The 18,136-nt window shown below is 61.0% G+C and carries 14 protein-coding genes; 5 read left to right on the forward strand and 9 right to left on the reverse strand.

The window, feature by feature from the left end; genetic code table 11:
* Positions 1-15 precede the first annotated feature (15 nt).
* The 5 genes from AC07O1_RS16600 (at position 16) to AC07O1_RS16620 (ending at position 8,624) form a co-directional block, all read left to right on the forward strand.
* A complete protein-coding gene (locus AC07O1_RS16600) occupies positions 16-1,374 on the forward strand; it encodes a DUF1329 domain-containing protein (protein ID WP_494994766.1) in 1,359 nt (452 codons plus the stop codon).
* Between the two features lie 156 nt (positions 1,375-1,530).
* Entirely contained in the window at positions 1,531-2,604 is a 1,074-nt protein-coding gene (locus tag AC07O1_RS16605) for a WD40/YVTN/BNR-like repeat-containing protein (RefSeq protein ID WP_495089393.1), read from the forward strand.
* A 31-nt stretch (positions 2,605-2,635) separates the two neighbouring features.
* On the forward strand, positions 2,636-5,170 hold the full coding sequence (locus AC07O1_RS16610) for an efflux RND transporter permease subunit (RefSeq protein ID WP_495089394.1): 2,535 nt from the start codon (positions 2,636-2,638) through the stop codon (positions 5,168-5,170).
* A gap of 7 nt (positions 5,171-5,177) precedes the next feature.
* Positions 5,178-6,956, forward strand: a complete 1,779-nt coding sequence (locus tag AC07O1_RS16615) for an acyl-CoA dehydrogenase C-terminal domain-containing protein (RefSeq protein WP_495089395.1) — start codon at positions 5,178-5,180, stop codon at positions 6,954-6,956.
* Positions 6,957-6,980: 24 nt separating this feature from the next.
* A complete protein-coding gene (locus tag AC07O1_RS16620) occupies positions 6,981-8,624 on the forward strand; it encodes a fatty acid--CoA ligase (RefSeq protein ID WP_495089396.1) in 1,644 nt (547 codons plus the stop codon).
* A gap of 169 nt (positions 8,625-8,793) precedes the next feature.
* On the opposite strand, the gene AC07O1_RS16625 is transcribed toward AC07O1_RS16620, so the two are convergent.
* The 9 genes from AC07O1_RS16625 to AC07O1_RS16665 all read right to left on the reverse strand — a co-directional run bounded on the left by AC07O1_RS16625 (position 8,794) and on the right by AC07O1_RS16665 (position 18,121).
* Positions 8,794-9,285, reverse strand: coding sequence for an Lrp/AsnC family transcriptional regulator (locus AC07O1_RS16625; protein ID WP_494994772.1), 492 nt, complete (start codon positions 9,283-9,285; stop codon positions 8,794-8,796).
* Between the two features lie 136 nt (positions 9,286-9,421).
* On the reverse strand, positions 9,422-10,807 hold the full coding sequence (locus tag AC07O1_RS16630; protein WP_495089397.1) for an aspartate aminotransferase family protein: 1,386 nt from the start codon (positions 10,805-10,807) through the stop codon (positions 9,422-9,424).
* On the reverse strand, positions 10,804-12,291 hold the full coding sequence (locus AC07O1_RS16635) for an NAD-dependent succinate-semialdehyde dehydrogenase (RefSeq protein WP_495089398.1): 1,488 nt from the start codon (positions 12,289-12,291) through the stop codon (positions 10,804-10,806). The genes AC07O1_RS16630 and AC07O1_RS16635 overlap by 4 nt, the downstream gene beginning before the upstream one ends.
* Before the next feature lie 164 nt (positions 12,292-12,455).
* Positions 12,456-13,490: a glycine betaine/L-proline ABC transporter substrate-binding protein ProX gene (proX, locus tag AC07O1_RS16640; protein ID WP_495089399.1), complete on the reverse strand. Its 1,035-nt coding sequence runs from the start codon at positions 13,488-13,490 to the stop codon at positions 12,456-12,458.
* A gap of 72 nt (positions 13,491-13,562) precedes the next feature.
* A complete protein-coding gene (locus tag AC07O1_RS16645; protein WP_494994776.1) occupies positions 13,563-14,459 on the reverse strand; it encodes an ABC transporter permease in 897 nt (298 codons plus the stop codon).
* The gene (locus tag AC07O1_RS16650) at positions 14,452-15,648 is read right to left on the reverse strand and encodes a quaternary amine ABC transporter ATP-binding protein (RefSeq protein ID WP_495089400.1); all 1,197 of its coding nucleotides are present in this window, start codon (positions 15,646-15,648) and stop codon (positions 14,452-14,454) included. Before AC07O1_RS16650 ends, AC07O1_RS16645 begins: the two co-directional genes overlap by 8 nt.
* A gap of 196 nt (positions 15,649-15,844) precedes the next feature.
* Positions 15,845-16,234 carry a carboxymuconolactone decarboxylase family protein gene (locus tag AC07O1_RS16655; protein WP_494994778.1) on the reverse strand — a complete coding sequence of 130 codons (390 nt, stop codon included), beginning with the start codon at positions 16,232-16,234 and terminating at the stop codon, positions 15,845-15,847.
* A complete protein-coding gene (locus AC07O1_RS16660) occupies positions 16,227-17,039 on the reverse strand; it encodes an alpha/beta fold hydrolase (RefSeq protein ID WP_495089401.1) in 813 nt (270 codons plus the stop codon). The genes AC07O1_RS16655 and AC07O1_RS16660 overlap by 8 nt, the downstream gene beginning before the upstream one ends.
* A gap of 5 nt (positions 17,040-17,044) precedes the next feature.
* Positions 17,045-18,121: an LLM class flavin-dependent oxidoreductase gene (locus tag AC07O1_RS16665; protein ID WP_494994780.1), complete on the reverse strand. Its 1,077-nt coding sequence runs from the start codon at positions 18,119-18,121 to the stop codon at positions 17,045-17,047.
* Positions 18,122-18,136 lie beyond the last annotated feature (15 nt).

Raw genomic sequence — 18,136 nt, forward strand, 5'->3', positions numbered from 1 at the left:
GTGGAGAGAATTCAGATGAGATTCCCAAGTAGCGTGCTGGCAGCCTCCCTGGTGGCCGTCATTGCCGGTCAGGCCCAGGCGGGTGTATCGGTTCAGGAAGCGGCCAGGCTGGGCACCAGCCTTACCGGTGTAGGCGCCGAGATGGCGGGCAATGCCGATGGTTCAATCCCGGCCTACAAAGGCGGGCTGACCACCCCGCCAGCCAGTTTCAAACCCGGCGACAGCATGCGTCCGAACCCCTTTGTCGACGAGAAGCCGGTACTGGTTATCGATGGCAAGAACGTCGACCAGTACAAGGGTCTGTTGACGGCCACCACGGTGGAGCTGGCCAAGCGCTTCCCCAGTTACCGCATCGATGTTTATCCGACCCACCGTACTGTGGCTCTGCCCCAGGCGGTGCTGGACAACAGCCTGAAAAACGCCACCGGTGCCAAGTCCCTCGACGGCGGCCTGTCCATCGATAACGTACTGCCCGGCGTGCCGTTCCCGATTCCGCAGTCGGGCAGTGAGGCCATGTGGAACCACCTGCTGCGTTACCTGGGGGTCAATCTGAGCACCAAGTATGACTCCTGGAACGTTGATGCTTCGGGTGTGCCGACACTGTCCACCACTGCTCTGGCGTTCATGAACTATCCGATCTACGAAAACATGTCGAAGCCGATCAGCAGCACTGACATCTTCTACCAGATGAAGCTGTATTACACCGGTCCCGCGCGTCGTGCGGGAGAGGCGATCATGCTCAAGGATTCTGCCAACCCGTTGGCCCAGCCACGCAAGGCCTGGCAATACCTGCCTGGCCAGCGTCGGGTGAAGCTGGCGCCGGACCTGGCCTATGACACGCCTAACCCTGGTACTGCCGGTACCAATACCTACGACGATACATTCGTCTTCAATGGCGCGTTGGACCGCTTCGACTGGAAGCTGGTGGGCAAGCAGGAAATGATCGTGCCCTACAACACCTACAAGCTGACCTACGCTCAGGACTCAAAAGTGCTGACGACCCCCAACCATATCGCTCCCGACTATGTGCGCTGGGAGAAGCACCGTGTCTGGGTGGTGGAGGGCACTGTCAAGGCCGGTGCGCGACACATTTACCACAAGCGCCGTTTCTACCTGGATGAAGACAGCTGGATCGCTTTGGCCTCTGACCAGTATGACTCGAGCGGCAAGCTCTACCGTGGCGGCTTCGCCTTCCTCAGTCAGAGTTACGACAAACAGGTCCCCGATACCTCGGCTTTCATGATCTACGACCTGGTGGGCGGCACCTACAACATCAACGGCATCGCGGGCCCGTACGGCGGCATCAAGTACATCGACCCACTGTCGAAGGCGCAGTGGTCGCCGGAGGCCCTGGCGGGGTCCGGTATCCGCTAAGCGGCAGGTGACAAAAGTCCGGGGCGACCGGTTGTCGTCCCCCGGCAGAGTGACTGGAAGATCGACGGCGTGAGTGCCGTTCATCCTGGGTTACCGACTCCGACGCCGGGTTGCACCTCATGTGCTTCGCGGTGTCGTTTTACTGGAAGGTGCGGTATGGGTTCCTTGAAAAAGTTTGAGCTGGCGCTGCTGTGCTCGATGCTGGCGCTGTTGCAGGGTGTCGCTCACGCGGCCAGTTATGTGGATGTGCTGGATCTGCCGGCCAAGCCAAGTGCTTTGGCCGTGCGTAGCCCCTTGATCGGCATCGCTCGCGCCGGTGAGCGCCTGGTCACCGTTGGCCAGCGTGGCCATATTCTTTATTCCGATGACGCAGGCAAGCACTGGCTGCAGGCCAGCGTCCCGCTCAGCAGTGATCTCAATGCGGTGTTTTTCCCCTCCGCCGAGCAGGGCTGGGCGGTCGGCAACGATGGCGTGGTGCTGCACAGCAGCGATGCCGGCGTCACCTGGCGCAAGCAGCTCGACGGGCGCCAGATTGGTGCCTTGCTGGTCAGGCATTATGCGGCGCTGGCCAGTGCCGAGCCGGCCAACGAGCAATGGTCTTTGCTGCTCGCTGAAGGTCAGCGTCTGGTCGAGCAGGGCGCCGACAAGCCGTTCCTCGATGTGTGGTTCGCCAACGACAAGCTTGGCTATGTGGTCGGTGTGTTCAACCTGATCCTGCGTACCGAGGATGGTGGCCAGAGCTGGACACCTTTTCAGGATCGCACTGACAACCCGCAGGGCTTTCACCTCAACGCCATCGCCTCGACCGGCGATGCGCTGTACATCGCCGGCGAACAGGGCCTGTTGCTCAAGTGGGATGAGGCCCGGCAGCGTTTCGCGGCCTTGCATACGCCCTATCAGGGCAGCTACTTCGGCGTCGTCGGCAAGCCTGGTGAAGTGATCGCCTACGGCCTGCGCGGCAATGTGTTGCGCAGCACCGATGGCGGCGAGCACTGGAGTCAACTGACTAGCGGCCTGCAGGTCAGCATCACTGCAGCCATCGTGAATGCCCAGGGCCAGTACGAGCTATTCACCCAGGCCGGACACACGCTGATTAGCCAGGCCGGCGGTACACGGCTGCAGTTGCTGGCGCAGCCGGACCTGTCGCCCGTGGCCGGTGCCACCCTGGCCGCCGATGGTTCGCTGGTGGTGGTGGGTAGCCGTGGCGCACAGGCATTGTCCGTCAAATAAGACCTCGAAAATTTAGAGCGAGAACCCAGACATGGGCAATATCAAGCAAGACAGCATGCCGGTGATCCGCGATCTGCGTGACTTCGATCGGTGTTCCGGCAACCGGCTGGAGCGGCTGGTGTTCAACTACCGCCCGCTGTTCATGCTGCTCATGACACTGGCCACCCTGGTGCTGGGCTACATGGCGGTGACCCGTCTGGAGCTGCGCCCCAGCTTCGAGAAGATGATTCCCCAGAGCCAGCCATACATCCAGAATTTCCTGGAGAATCGGCAGTCGTTGCGCGGCCTGGGCAACTCGGTGCGGGTGGTGGTGGAGAACACCCAGGGCGATATTTTCGATCCCGGCTACCTGGAGGTACTCAAGCAGGTCAACGACCAGCTATTCCTCACCGAAGGCGTCGACCGCGCCTGGATGAAGTCGCTGTGGAGTCCTGGAGTGCGCTGGACCGAAGTCACCGAGGAGGGCTTCCAGGGCGGCCCGGTGATGCCCGGTACCTATCAGGGTTTGCCCGCGGACATCGAGCAGCTGCGCCAGAACATCAGCCGCGCCGGAATCGTGGGCAGCCTGGTGGCCAGTGACTTCAAGTCGAGCATGCTCATCGTACCGCTGCTGGACAAGGCCGGGGCCGGTGGTCAGCGCATCAACTACCACGAATTCTCGCAGATGCTTGAAGAGCAGCTGCGCGACAAGATCGAGTTCGCCGGTGACAGCGCCGCCCGCAAAGCCGGGGCAGAGGGCAAGGGCCAGTACAAGGTGCGGGTGATCGGTTTCGCCAAACTGATGGGCGACCTGATTGACGGTTTGATTCAGGTGATGATGTTCTTCGGCCTGGCCGTGGTCACCTCGCTGGTCATCATTTTTTTCTACACTCGCTGTGTGCGCAGCACGCTGCTGGTGGTGGGCTGTTCGCTGATCGCGGTGATCTGGCAACTGGGCATCGTCGCCTGGTTGGGCTATGCCATCGATCCCTATTCCGTCCTGGTACCTTTCCTGATCTTCGCCATCGGTGTGTCCCATGCGGCGCAGAAGATGAACGGCATCATGCAGGATATCGCCCGTGGCACCCACAAGCTGATCGCTGCACGCTACACCTTTCGCCGTCTGTTCATTGCCGGCGTCACCGCGCTGCTGGCCGACGCAGTCGGGTTCGCCGTGCTGATGCTGATCGACATACCGGTGATCCAGGACCTGGCCATCACCGCCAGTATCGGTGTTGCGGTACTGATCTTCACCTCGCTGTTGCTGATGCCGGTAGCACTGTCTTATGCAGGCGTCGGTTCCAGGGCTGCCGAGCGCTCACTGAAAATCGACACACGTGCGGACGGGCACAAGGGCTTTGGCAAACTGTGGGACTTGCTCGACCGCTTCACCACGGCCAAGTGGGCCACAGGTGCGGTATTGGTCGCGGTACTGATGGGTATCTGCGGCTTTGCGATCAGCCTGCAACTGAAGATTGGTGATCTTGAAAGTGGTGCTCCCGAGTTGCGTGCCGACTCTCGTTACAACCGCGACAACGCCTACATCACCAGTCACTACGCGTTATCCAGCGACCTGTTCGCGGTGATGATCAAGACGCCGCCCGAAGGCTGTCTGAACTACCAGACGCTGATCCTCGCCGACCGCCTGGCCTGGGAACTGCAGCAGTCTGCGGGGGTGCAGGCGACGGCCTCGCTGGTCAATGCCGTGCGCCAGATTACAGCTGGGTCTTATGAGGGCAATCCCAAGCTCAACAGTATCCAGCGCAACCAGGACGTCTTGAACTATGCCGCGCAGCAAGCCTCGGTCAACTCCCCGGAGTTGTTCAATACCGACTGCTCGTTGATGCCGGTGATTGCCTTTCTCAAGGACCACAAGGCCGAGACCCTGGATGCCGTGGTGGGGATTGCCGACACCTTTGCCCGGGAAAACAGCAGTGATGATCGCCAGATCCTGTTGGCCGCCGGGACCGCCGGCATCGAAGCGGCAACCAACATCGTGGTGCGCGAGGCCAATCGCACCATGCTGCTCTACGTCTATGCAGCGGTGACACTGTTCTGCCTGATGACCTTCCGCAGCTGGCGCGCCACGTTGGTTGCGCTGTTGCCGTTGGTGCTGACCTCGATCCTCTGCGAGGCATTGATGGTGGTCATGGGCATTGGCGTGAAAGTGGCGACCCTGCCGGTGATCGCGCTGGGCGTAGGGATCGGTGTGGACTACGCGTTGTACCTGCTCAGCGTGCAGTTGCATTACCAGCGCCAGGGTCTGCCGCTGGCTCAGGCCTACCGCAACGCCGTGTCGTTTACCGGCCGGGTAGTGGGCCTGGTGGGCATCACCCTGGCGGCCGGCGTGGTGTGCTGGGTCTGGTCGCCGATCAAATTCCAGGCGGACATGGGCATCCTGCTGACCTTCATGTTCCTGTGGAACATGCTCGGCGCCCTGATTCTGATTCCTGCCCTGTCGTATTTCCTGCTGCGGGGGGCGTCGCTGGAGCGTCGTCCTGTTCCGGATGCCCCCCAGGGGCACGCCGGTGAAACCGCCCCAATCCAACGTCCGGGCATGCGTCACGCCCAGACCATTGCGGAGTAAGCCAACGATGTCCGATTACAAAGCCCCCTTGCGCGACATGCGCTTCGTACTCAATGAGGTCTTTGAGGTGTCCAGGCTATGGGCCCAACTACCTGGCCTGGCCGAGGTGATCGATGAAGAGACGGCCGCCGCGATCCTTGAAGAGGCCGGCAAGATCAGTGCCGAAGTGGTCGCGCCGCTGAACCGCAGCAGCGACGAACAAGGTTGCACATGGAGCAACGGCACAGTCAAAGCCCCGGAAGGTTTTGTCACGGCTTACCAATCGTTCGCCGAAGGCGGTTGGGTGGGTGTCGGCGGCGACCCGCAGTTCGGTGGCATGGGTATGCCCAAGGCCATTTCGGCCCAGGTTGAGGAAATGGTCAACTCTGCCAGCCTGTCGTTCGGTCTGTACCCGATGCTGACCGCCGGGGCCTGCCTGTCGATCAATGCCCATGCCAGCCAGGCGCTCAAGGAACGTTATCTGCCGAACATGTACGCCGGTGTCTGGACCGGTTCGATGTGCCTGACCGAGGCTCATGCGGGTACCGATCTGGGCCTGATTCGCACCAGGGCCGAGCCTTCGGCCGACGGTAGCTACACGATCAGCGGCAGCAAGATTTTCATTACCGGTGGTGAGCACGACCTGACCGAAAACATCATTCACCTGGTGCTGGCCAGACTGCCGGATGCGCCAGCCGGCCCCAAGGGCATTTCACTGTTTCTGGTGCCCAAGGTGCTGGTCAATGCCGATGGCTCGCTGGGTGAGCGCAACGCGCTGTCCTGCGGTTCAATCGAGCACAAGATGGGCATCAAGGCATCCGCCACCTGCGTGATGAACTTTGACGGGGCGACCGGCTGGATCGTAGATGCGCCGAACAAGGGCCTGGCTGCGATGTTTACCATGATGAATTACGAACGTCTGGGCGTGGGTATCCAGGGGTTGGCGTTGGGTGAGCGTTCGTACCAGAACGCGGTCGAATACGCCCGTGACCGTCTGCAAAGCCGTTCGCCGACGGGCGAGCAGAACAAGGACAAGGCTGCCGATCCGATTATCGTGCACCCGGATGTCCGGCGGATGCTGTTGACCATGAAGGCCTTGAACGAAGGCGGGCGAGCGTTCTCCAGCTATGTGGCCCTGCAACTGGATACCGCCAGGTACAGCGATGACGCGGCAACCCGCACCCGCGCCCAGGAGCTGGTGTCGCTGCTGACCCCAGTGGCCAAGGCGTTCCTCACCGACATGGGGCTGGAAACCACGGTGCACGGCCAGCAGATCTTCGGCGGCCACGGTTACATCCGCGAATGGGGCCAGGAGCAATTGGTTCGCGATGTGCGCATCACCCAGATCTACGAAGGCACCAACGGTATCCAGTCACTGGACCTGGCCGGGCGCAAAATAGTCGGAAGTGGCGGGGCGCTCCAGCGTTTGTTCGCCGCCGAAATTCGCAATTTCACCGCCAACGCCCGCGCTGACCTCGGCGAATTCTGCAAGCCATTGAACGCCGCCGTGGACACCCTCGACGATCTGACCGCATGGTTGCTGGATCGGGCCACGAACAATCCCAACGAAATTGGCGCTGCCTCGGTCGAGTACCTGCAGGTATTCGGCTACACCGCCTATGCCTACATGTGGGCACTGATGGCCAAGGCGGCCATGGGCAAACAGGCCGAGGATGACTTCTACGCCAGCAAGCTGGGCACCGCGCGCTTCTACTTCGCCCGCCTGCTGCCGCGCATCCACTCGTTGAGTGCTTCGGCCAAGGCCGGCAGCGAATGCCTCTACGAGCTGGAAGCAGCGCAGTTCTGATCGAAAGGACAAGGAACCCTGACCATGATGGCGACAAAAATAATTCCTCCCGCCCACGGCGCGTATACCTATCCCTTGCTGATCAAGCAATTGTTGCTGTCAGGGGTGCGCTACGAGCCGGGCCGGGAGATCGTGTATGCCGACAAGCTGCGCTACAGCTACCAGACGCTCAACCAGCGGATACGCAGACTGGCCAACGCCTTGACGGCGGCCGGCGTCAAGGCCGGGGATACCGTGGCACTGCTCGACTGGGACAGTCATCGCTACCTGGAATGTTTCTTTGCCGTACCGATGATCGGCGCGGTGCTGCATACCGTGAATATTCGTCTCTCTGCGGATCAGGTGCTCTACACCATGAACCACGCCGAGGATGATCTGGTGCTGGTGCATGATGATTTCCTGACCTTGATCGAGCAGATTCAGGGGCAGTTCAGTACCGTCAAAGGCTACCTGCAGCTCACTGACGACAAGGCCGCCGACACGTCTTTGCCGGTGTTGGGGGAGTATGAGCAGTTGCTGGCCCAGGCGGCAGACCAGTACGAGTTTCCTGACTTTGATGAAAACTCGGTGGCGACCCTTTTCTACACCACAGGGACTACCGGCGACCCTAAAGGGGTGTATTTCACTCACCGCCAGTTGGTGCTGCACACACTGAATGCCGTGGGCACGCTGGGTGTCTATCAAGGTCTGCCGCTGCTGCGCTCCGACGATGTATACATGCCCATCACACCGATGTTTCACGTGCATGCCTGGGGGGTGCCCTATGTTGCCACCCTGATGGGGCTCAAGCAGGTGTACCCCGGTCGTTATGAGCCCAACCGTCTGGTCAGGCTGTACCGAGAGGAGAACGTTACGTTCTCCCATTGCGTGCCGACCATATTGCAAATGATCCTGGGTTGCGAGGAGGCGGCGCAGATCCGTTTCGATGGCTGGAAAATGCTCCTGGGGGGCAGCGCCCTGACGCTGGGTATTGCCAGCGAAGCGAGCGCCAAAGGTATTCAGGTACACAGTGGTTACGGCATGTCGGAAACCTGTCCGTTGCTTTGCACGACGTACCTGCGTGATGAGGAGCTGGAATTATCCACACAAACCCAGTTGGCCATTCGCATCAAGACCGGGATGCCCGTGCCGATGGTCGATCTGAAAATCATTGATGCCAGTGGCAATGACGTTCCTCATGACGGTGAGTCCCTGGGCGAGATCGTGGTACGTGCACCCTGGCTGACTCAAGGTTATTTGAAGGAGCCCGAAAAGGGCGCCGAGTTGTGGCATAACGGCTGGATGCACACCGGTGACATGGCCTCTATCGACGCCTTGGGAGGGGTGGAAATCAAAGACCGGATCAAGGATGTCATCAAGACCGGAGGGGAGTGGATCAGCTCCCTGGAACTGGAGAGCCTGATCAGCGAGCACTCGGCCGTCATGTCGGTCGCGGTCGTGGGCATTGCCGATGAGCAATGGGGCGAACGGCCCATGGCGCTTGTGGTGTGCGAGCCTGGGCAGTATCTCGACCGCAAGATGCTGGAGGCTCACCTGCAACAGTTTGTCGAGCGTGGCCGCATCAACAAATGGGCGATCCCCAAGCAGTTCAAGTTCGTCGCCGAGATCCCTAAAACCAGCGTCGGGAAGATCAATAAGAAGCTCATCCGGGAACGCGAATTGAGCTGAAGGGCGCGGCGGATATTTTCAGGCAGGGGCTGGTGACCAACTCATCGTGACCCGGATTAAGGTGCTGGCGACCAGGCTCAGAAGCCGGATCACGGGCAATTTGCGGGTAGCCAGGCGCCTTGATCAATTGCTGGGTGTGGTTTTCCTGGGGTTGGCCTGTCGCCTGGCATTAGTCACTGGAAGGTAAAAGGTTCAACGCCTGAGCTGGCAACGCCCCGCCGGTCTTGATGGTCTTGGTCACGATGTAGGTGAAGTAGCGCTCGATGCCCAGGTCTTCCAGCAGCAACTGATCGATAAAGCGCTGGTACTGATCAATGTCCGGCGCCCGGATCATTGCGATGTAATCCACGCCGCCGCCGGTGGCATAACAGAACTCCACTTCGGCAGCGTCGGTCATGCGCTGTTCGAAGCGGCGCATGTCCTGTGCCGTGTGACGTGCCAGGGTGATTTCCACCAGTAACTGTTGGCTCTTGAACACCTGGTTCCAGTCGATCAAGGCGCGGTAACCCTTCACCAGGCCCGCGCTTTCCAACTTGCGCACACGTTCCCAGGCCGGCGTCACCGACAGGTTGATCGCCTCGGCCAGGTTCGACTTGGTGATGCGTCCGTCCTCGGAGAGGATGCGCAGGATTTTCAGGTCATAACGATCAAGCTTGTGCATCGTGAACGAACTCCGCAGGCGCATGGGTCATGTAGGAGCGAGCTTGCTCGCGATGGACGTTAACGATTACGCGTGCATTCTGACGAAACGCATCAGATTCACGACCATCGCGAGCAAGCTCGCTCCTACAGAAGCATCAGCCCAGCACCTCATTGGCCACTTGGTCAATCGCGCTTTTGGTGATGTCGACGATCAGGTCCGCTTCTTCCTCGGTCAGGATCAGCGGTGGCGCGAAGCCCAGGATGTCACCATGGGGCATGGCCCGGGCGATCATGCCGCGTTCGAGGCAGGCGGCCGAGACTTTCGGGCCGACTTTCAAGGCAGCGTCAAACGGCGTGCGTTGCTCACGGTCGGCCATGAACTCGACGGCGGCGAGCATGCCGTCGCCGCGCACTTCGCCCACCAGCGGGTGGCCTTCCAGGGTTTCGCGCAAGCGGCGGTTCAGGTAGCCACCGACCTGCTCGGCATTGGCCGTGAGGTTCTCCCGTTCCAGTATGTCGAGGTTGGCCAGGGCGGCCGCGGCGCAGATCGGGTGCCCGGAGTAGGTCCAGCCATGGCCCATGGCGCCTTCATTGGTTGAAGCCTTTTCAATCACGCTCCAGACCTTCTCGCCGATGATCACCGCCGACAGCGGTGCATAGGCGCTGGTCAGGCCCTTGGCGGTGGTGATCAGGTCCGGATGCATGCCATAGCGCTGGCTGCCCATCTTCGAGCCCAGGCGGCCGAAGGCGCAGACCACTTCGTCGGCGATCAACAACACGTCGTATTTGTTCAGCACCGCTTGAATCGCCGCCCAGTAACCGGCGGGAGGGACCACGATGCCGCCGGTACCCATGACCGGTTCGCCAATGAACGCGGCGACGGTATCGGGGCCTTCGGCGAGGATCATTTTCTCCAGCTCGTCGGCGCAATAGCGGACGAATGCAGACTCGTCCATACCGGCCGGGGCTTTGCGGTACCAATGGGGGCAAACGGTGTGTTTGACGCACGGTGAAGGCAGGTCGAAATGCTGATGGAACGCCGCCAGCCCGGTCAGGCTGCCGGTCATGATGCCCGAGCCGTGGTAGCCGCGATCACGGGAGATGATTTTCTTCTTCTGCGGCCGCCCCAGCACGTTGTTGTAGTAGCGCACCAGTTTGATCTGGGTTTCGTTGGCGTCGGAACCGGACAGGCCGTAATAGACCTTTTTCATCCCTTCAGGCGCCCAGTCCATGATGCGGCTCGACAGCTCGATGATCGCCTCGCTCGAATGGCCGACGTAGGTGTGGTAGTAGGCCAGTTCCTTGGCCTGCTGGTAGATGGCGTCGGCGACTTCGGTGCGGCCGTAGCCGATGTTCACGCAATACAGCCCGGCAAAGGCGTCGATGAACTCGCGCCCTTCATGGTCGCGAATGCGGATACCTGATGCACTCTTGATGATACGTCCCTTGAGCGCGCCGCTGGCGTGGTCATGGGCATGGGTCGAGGGGTGCATGAAATGCGCACGGTCTTGTTCGAACAACGATTCGAGTTCTTGATTCATAGCGGATCTCCTTGGAACTGGCCTTGATGGTGCAGACAAAAATATTTGCTTTCGACAAAGGCTTCGAAGCCCTCGGCGCCGCCTTCACGGCCCAGCCCCGAGGCTTTCATGCCACCGAACGGGATGGGATGGCCGGTGAATTTGACGCCGTTGACCGCGACCATGGCGTGGTCGAGTCGGCGGATCAGCGGGTAGATCAGGTCCAGGCGGTTGGAACAAATGTAGGCGGCCAGACCGTATTCGGTGTCGTTGGCCATTTCGATGGCCTGCTCAAGGGTGTCGAACGGCATCACCCCGGCGATTGGCGCAAAGTTTTCTTCGCGGTAGATACGCATCTGCGGCGTGACGTCGGCCAGTACCGTCGGCTGGTAGAACAATCCACCGAGGGCGTGAGCCTCGCCGCCCACCAGACGTTGCGCGCCCTGTTGCAGCGCGTCGGCCACCCGCTCGGCGGTCACATCGAAGGCGGCCTGGTGCATCAGCGGGCCGATGTCGATGTGTTGCTCTTGCTCGCCCATCAGCGCCGGGCCGACCCGCAGTTCACGCACGGCGGCAGCAAAGCGGCTGAGGAAAGCCGGGTAAATCGAGCGTTCAACCATGATCCGGTTGGCCGCGCAGCAATCCTGGCCGCAGCTCTGGAACTTGGCCTCTACCGCGACTTTTACCGCCAGTTCCAGATCGGCATCGGCGCAGACAATGAACGGCGCATTGCCGCCCAGTTCCAGCGACACCTTCTTCACATCCTGGGCCGCTGCTTGCAGGACCAACTTGCCAACCCGGGTCGAGCCGGTGAAGCTGACCGAGCGCACGCGACTGTCCTGAACCAGGGTTTGCATGGCCATTTGCGGCTCGCCCAGCACCACGTTGAACACACCCGCCGGGAAGCCCGCTTCTTCCGCCAACTGCGCCAGGGCAAAGGCCGAATACGGCGTTTCATGGGCCGGCTTGATCACCACCGTGCAACCGGCGGCGAGTGCGGCGGCCGCTTTGCGGGTGATCATTGCCGACGGGAAATTCCAGGGGGTCAGCAGTGCACACACGCCCACCGGTTCCTTGACGGTGCCCAGGTGCGCGCCGGGGATATGGCTGGGAATGTTATGCCCATAGAGGCGCCGGGCTTCTTCGGCGAACCAGGGAATGAAGCTTGCGGCGTAGGCGATTTCGCCGCGGGATTCGGCCAGGGGTTTGCCTTGCTCCTGGCTGAGAATGCGCGCGAGGTCCTCCTGGTGCTCAAGGATCAACGCGGCCCAGCGCCGCAGAATCGTGGCGCGAGCATCCAGGCTCAATTCGCGCCAGCCTGCAAACGCCCGGTGTGCCGCGTCGACCGCCGCGACAATCTGCGGTTGGTCGAGCAGGGGCACATGGCCAATCAACTTCTGGTTTGCCGGATCATGCACGGCGATGCTGCGGCCGCTGTCACTGTGGACCCAATGCCCGTCGACGTAGCACAGGGCTTTGAACAGTAGCGGATGTTTGTAGGTCATGGCGTTCACTCCAAATCGTCTGAGTGGGAACATGCTAGGGCAGGGCGGTAGTGGTGTTTGGAGGTTTGGCGGGGGGACGGCAGCGGTTTTTTTCTGATTGCAGGCCGTCAAACAGAGGTTTTTGTGGTGAGCGGGAACCCCCCCTCACCACAAGGTATCCGGGTCTATTTAGCGGCTTTGGCCATGGCAACCCACCCATCCATCGTCGCTTTGTTCTCTCTCATCCAGTCATCAGCCAACTTGCGAATATTGCGTTCGCTGGAGCCATCCTGGCTGATGGTTTTTTCCCAGTAGCTCCAGGTTGCCTGGGAGAATGTCATCTGATCCACCAGGGCCTTGACGGCCGGGTTGGCAGCGACAAATTGCTTGTTGCCGATCGCGTACCAGTTCCATGCGGCCATGGCCATGCGGCAAGGGTCGGCGCCGCCGGCGCAACCGGCCACCCCTGGGGTCAACGCCGAAACTGTGCTCGGTACATTGCCAGGCAAGGCATCGAACGGTGTCGGCAGCCATACCACGTCCTTGCCCGGCACCATGGTGTTGGTCATCCACGACGGCGCCCAGGCATAGAAAAATACCGGCTCGCCGCGCTTGAGACGGGCGACGTTTTCGAACATCAGCGCTTCATATTTGCCGCGCACCGGATTGACGGTGGCCTTGAGGCCGAACTTGTCGAGCTGATAGTCGACCACATCGCCGCAGCCCCAACCCGGATCGCAGCTGATCAGGTCAGCCTTGCCGTTCTTGCCGAACAGCCCGGCGATCTTCGGGTCTTTCAACTGTTCCAGACTGGTGATGTGGTAGGCGTCGGCGGTTTTCTTGTCGATCATGTAACCGTTGTAGCCGGCGCCGGTGATGGAGCCGCTGCCCACCACCTCGATACGGTCCTTGACCTTGTCAAAGCTGGGTTGCAGCTGAGGCAGGGTCACGTCCATCGAGAGGTCCAGGTCGCCCTGGGCCGCCGCCGGGAAAAACAGCGTGGTGTTGACGGTGCTCAACCTGGTCGCGTAACCGAGGCGCTTGCTGGCTTCGATGGCGATTTTGGTGATGACGTAGTTGCCGCCGGTGCTTTCCGACTGCACAAAGCGGATGGTCTTGCCGTTGCCCGGCAGGTCCTCGGCCAACACCTGCGTGCAGGCCAGGCCCACCAGGGACAACGTTGCTGCAAATCCAAGCAAGGCTTTGAATGGATGCATCATGATTTCCTCTTTCTTTTTCTCGTTATGGTTAAGGGTTGGCAGTCAATAACTGGCATTCATGATTTCTTTTTCTTATGCGTTGACCGGACGCGGATTGAGCAGTCGCTTGAACAGCGATTTGCGTTTGCGCGGAGTCGGTTGCGCCAGGTTTTGGGTGATGCGGTCGAGCATCATCGCCAGCAGCACAATGGCGATCCCGCCCACCGCCGCCCGGCCCACGTCCATGCGTCCAAGGCCTTGCAATACCACCAGGCCCAGGCCTTCGGCGCCGATCATCGCCACCACCACCGACATCACCATGGCCGTGAGGACCGTCTGGTTGAGGCCGCCGAGGATGGTCGGGATCGCCAGGGGCAACTGGATTTCCCAGAGCAACTGCTGGCGATCGGCACCAAAGGCCTGGCCCGCTTCAACGAGTTCCGTTTCCACCATGCGGATGCCCAGGTAGGTAAAGCGGATCAGCGGCGGGCAGGCGGAAATCACCACCGCCACTTCACCTGATACGGTGCCCACGCCAAACAGCATCACCACTGGCACCAGGTACACGAAGGTCGGCGTGGTCTGCATGATGTCGAGGATCGGCCGCATCACGCCCCAGACCCGTTCGCTGCGGGCGCACCAGACGCCCACCGGAATCCCGATGAGCATGCAGATCACAATCGCCGTGGTGATCAGCGACAAGGTAGTCATGGCCTCGTCCCACACACCCAGGGCGGCGATGATCACCAGGGCGACGGCACTGAACAGCGCCACCCCCAGGCTCGCGGCGCGGTAGGCCACGAGGAACATCAGCAGCACCATGATCGGGAAGGGAATGGCGTGGATCACGCTGTCGCTCAACGCCAGCAGATGTTCCACCGGCCAGCGAATCGCCTGGAACATCGGCCGCAAATGAATGCCCAGCCATTCGACGCCCTGGCTGATCCATTGGTCCACGGGGAAAACGGCAAGGTCTTCTGAACTAAGCATGGTGTGCAACCTCCGCAGCGGATGGGCGATGGGACGGGACGCTGGCGATACAATCGAGAATGTGGGCAGTGTTCAGGGTGCCGACAAACAGCCCCTCGCCATCGACCACGGCCACCGGCAGGCCTGGTTTGAGCTGGCGTGCCACTTCCACCAGCCTGGCGTTGGCCCGCACGCTGACAAACTGAGTCGACAGGCGTTGCAGGGCATCGGCACCGCCGCCGATGGCCAGCAGCGCACCTGAATCCAGCACGCCGACCGCTTTGCCGCTGGCATTGAGGACGAACGCGCCGGAACTCTCACTGCCGACAATGCGGGTGTCGCCCTGTACCAGCAGGGTGTCGGCGGTTTCCATGATCGAGCGGGCATCAAACAACCGGGAGCGATCCACCTCCCGAGTGAACGCGGCCACATAGTCGCTGCCGGGGTCCATGACGATTTCCTGGGGCGTGCCCTCGCGCACGACTTGGCCGTCGGCCATGATCGCAATGCGCGTGCCCAGCTTCAGGGCTTCCTGAAAGTCGTGGGTGATGAACAGGATGGTTTTCTTCAGGGTCCGTTGCAGGCGCAGCAACTCGTCCTGCATTTCCGTGCGAATCAGCGGATCGAGGGCGCTGAAGGCTTCATCCATGATCAACACATCGGCGTCGGTGGTGAGGGCACGGGCCAGGCCGACTCGCTGGCGCATCCCGCCGGAGAGTTCATGGGGATGGTGATCGGCCCACTTGGCCAGGCCGACGATTGCCAGGACTTCCTCGGCGCGTTTACGCCGCTGGGCCGCAGGAATGCCTCGCAGCTTGAGGCCGAACTCGGTGTTCTCGATCACGGTTTTGTTTGGCAGCAGCGCGAAGTGCTGGAACACCATGGAGATGCGCGTTCGTCGGACTTCCCGCAGCTCTTTTTCGTTCAAGGTCACCAGGTCTTCACCGTCGAGCAGGATCTTGCCCGCCGTCGGTTCGTTCAAGCGATTGATGCAGCGTGCCAGGGTGGATTTCCCCGAGCCGGACAGGCCCATGATCATGTAGATCGCGCCACTGGGAATGGACAGCGATACGTTATTGAGGCCGACCACGGTGGCGGTCTCGGCCAGGATTCGGTCTTTGCTGACCCCGTCCGTCAAGAGCTGCATGGCTCTGTCTGGCGAAGAGGAAAAGACTTTGTAGAGGTTCTCAATCTTCAGTCGTTCGCTCACCAATTGCCTCCAATTGTTATTTTGCAATCTGCGGAAAACTTCATTAATAGAAATTTTTGGGCTACTGGCAGTCAGGGTCATTCAGGTGTTAGTGACGCAAAGGTGCAGTCTCAAAAATTTCTTGTTGTTGTGCGATGGCACTTACAGCATGAGCGGCGTGGCGAGTGCAAGAGTGAGGCGTCAGTCGGTCGCAAAATCATGATTGCTCCTCCTGACTCATGGTTTCCCGCGCTTTGCGGGCGACACGAAAGGCTTCGACACCCGCCGGCACGCCGCAGTACACCGCGATCTGTACCAGCGCGGCGCGCAGCTCCTCGTCGCTGAGGCCGTTGCGTATGGCCCCACAGAAGTGGGTGCCGAACTCGTCCATCCGGCCCAGCGCCGCCAGCATGCCCAGGTTCAGCAGGCTGCGTTGCTTGAGGTCCAGGGCGTCGTCGGTCCAGACCATGCCCCAGCAGTACTCGTTGAGCACGGCCTGGAAGGGCCGGGAAAAATCGTCGGCCTTGCCCAAAGCCTGGTCGACGTAAGCGTTACCCAGGACCTGGCGGCGAACCGTTTCACCTTGGGCTTGCAATGACTTATCCATGATGTGTCTCCGAATCAACCAGGAAGTCGCGCATGATCAAAGCCACCTGTTCTGGCGCTTCGATCAGGATGCAGTGGCGCAACCCCGGCAGGATTTTCAGGTGTGAGCCTTTGATGCGTTCGTGCATGAACGCGGCCATTCTCGGGTTGGAACCCGCATCGTCGGCCCCCGTGGCAATCAGCGTCGGGCAGCGGATCTGCGATAGCTGTTCGCCGAAGTCCGACTCCGCCAGCACCCGATACGCCGCCGCGTAACAGCCCGGGTCGTTGTCGGCATTGTGTTGGCGCAAGCGGGTGACGGCTTCAGGGTTGCGCGCTTGAAAGTCCTCCGTCAGCCAGCGCGACAGTGACGCTTCGTAGTGCGCGACGGGCTCACCGGCTTGCAAGGCCGCCAGGCGGGCTTGCACCCGTTCGCGCTCTTGAGCGTTACGCCCGGCGACCGTCGACAGCAGCACCAGGCGCTGAACCCGTGCCGGATGGGTCAGGGCCAGGCGTTGGGCGATCAGCCCACCCAACGAGAAGCCGGCCAGGTCGAAGCGCTTGAAGCCGACATGCTCGGCCAGGGCCAGGGCTTCACCCACCAGGTGATCGATTTCATAACGACCCTGGGTGCGGGATGACTGGCCGTGGCCGCGCAGGTCGAAGGTCAGGATGGTGAAGTACTCTTTCAAGTGCTCCACCACATCGCGCCAGGCCTCAAGGCGTGAGCCGACACCGTGGATGCAGATCAGCTGGCGCGGTCCCTGGCCATCGAGGCGATAGTTGAGGGTGACGTTGGCCACGCTGAATCGTTGTGTATCGCTCATGGCGCTTACCCCGTGACCTGTTCGCGACGTTTGGCGCGCTCGCGCTCGGCGAATACCGGCATCACTTCATCGATAAACAGGCGCAGCGTCTGCTTCTGCAATTCGAACGGCAGGTTGAAGGTCAGGCCCAGGCAATACTGGTCGACACCGGCGGCTTCGTAATCGAGCAACTTCTCGATGATCTCATCCGGGGTACCGAACATCAGGTTGCGCCGCAGGTTTTCCGGGTTGTAATTCTCCTTGCCCCGCACGCTTTCAAAGGGCACGGCTTCAGGGAAACCGTTGTGCACGGTGCCGACGTTCTGCATCAGGTTTTCGAAGGCGCGGCCAAAGTCCATGCTGTGGCGCACTGGCAACTCCCAATCTTCTGGCTTGGCATACACGCAGGTACGGCGCTGCATCATGAAGCGCGGACGCGGTACATGGGGATTGTCGGCCACGGCCTTGTTGAACTTCTCCCCCAGCACCGCGATTTCAGCGGCCGGTGCCGAGAGTGGGGTAGAGAGGATGTTGGCGCCGATACCCACCGCCCAGTCGAAGGTGCCCGGATCCCGAGCGGCGACCCAGATGCGCGGGTGATCCTTTTGCAACGGTTTGGGCACAGCGGCCGTCTGCGGGAACTTCCAGTAGTGGCCGTCATGGGCGTAATCCCCGGCCCAGAGCTTTTGCACCGCTGGCACCAGTTCCTTCATATAGCCCACGCCTTCCTGCTGTTGCAGGCCGGGGGTCATGCGGTCGAATTCATACTGATAAGAACCGCGGGCAATGCCGAATTCCAGGCGTCCGTTGGTCAGGTGATCGCACAGCGCCGCTTCGCCCGCCAGGCGGATCGGGTGCCAATAGGCGGCTGCCAGGGTCGCGGTGCCCAGGCGAATGCGCTGGGTGTGCTGGCCCAGCCACACCAGGGTCTGGAACGGGTTGGGGGCGATGGTGCATTCGAGGGTGTGGTGCTCCGAAGTCCACAGGGTTTCGAAGCCGCCTTCATCGGCGATCGTGGCCAGTTCCAGCAGGTTGGCCATTACGGTCTGCATGGGCACGTCGGGGGAAAAACGTTCCATGCTCAACGACACGGCAAATTTCATGGGTAGCTCCTTGAA

This window comes from Pseudomonas sp. GW821-FHT07G10 (assembly GCF_059418545.1).

Bases quoted from the DNA above. Each gene is read 5' to 3' on its own strand.
- AC07O1_RS16600 (WP_494994766.1), top strand. From the start codon at position 16: ATGAGATTCCCAAGTAGCGTGCTGGCAGCCTCCCTGGTGGCCGTCATT.
- AC07O1_RS16605 (WP_495089393.1), top strand. From the start codon at position 1,531: ATGGGTTCCTTGAAAAAGTTTGAGCTGGCGCTGCTGTGCTCGATGCTG.
- AC07O1_RS16610 (WP_495089394.1), top strand. From the start codon at position 2,636: ATGGGCAATATCAAGCAAGACAGCATGCCGGTGATCCGCGATCTGCGT.
- AC07O1_RS16615 (WP_495089395.1), top strand. From the start codon at position 5,178: ATGTCCGATTACAAAGCCCCCTTGCGCGACATGCGCTTCGTACTCAAT.
- AC07O1_RS16620 (WP_495089396.1), top strand. From the start codon at position 6,981: ATGATGGCGACAAAAATAATTCCTCCCGCCCACGGCGCGTATACCTAT.
- AC07O1_RS16625 (WP_494994772.1), bottom strand. From the start codon at position 9,285: ATGCACAAGCTTGATCGTTATGACCTGAAAATCCTGCGCATCCTCTCC.
- AC07O1_RS16630 (WP_495089397.1), bottom strand. From the start codon at position 10,807: ATGAATCAAGAACTCGAATCGTTGTTCGAACAAGACCGTGCGCATTTC.
- AC07O1_RS16635 (WP_495089398.1), bottom strand. From the start codon at position 12,291: ATGACCTACAAACATCCGCTACTGTTCAAAGCCCTGTGCTACGTCGAC.
- proX (WP_495089399.1), bottom strand. From the start codon at position 13,490: ATGATGCATCCATTCAAAGCCTTGCTTGGATTTGCAGCAACGTTGTCC.
- AC07O1_RS16645 (WP_494994776.1), bottom strand. From the start codon at position 14,459: ATGCTTAGTTCAGAAGACCTTGCCGTTTTCCCCGTGGACCAATGGATC.
- AC07O1_RS16655 (WP_494994778.1), bottom strand. From the start codon at position 16,234: ATGGATAAGTCATTGCAAGCCCAAGGTGAAACGGTTCGCCGCCAGGTC.
- AC07O1_RS16660 (WP_495089401.1), bottom strand. From the start codon at position 17,039: ATGAGCGATACACAACGATTCAGCGTGGCCAACGTCACCCTCAACTAT.
- AC07O1_RS16665 (WP_494994780.1), bottom strand. From the start codon at position 18,121: ATGAAATTTGCCGTGTCGTTGAGCATGGAACGTTTTTCCCCCGACGTG.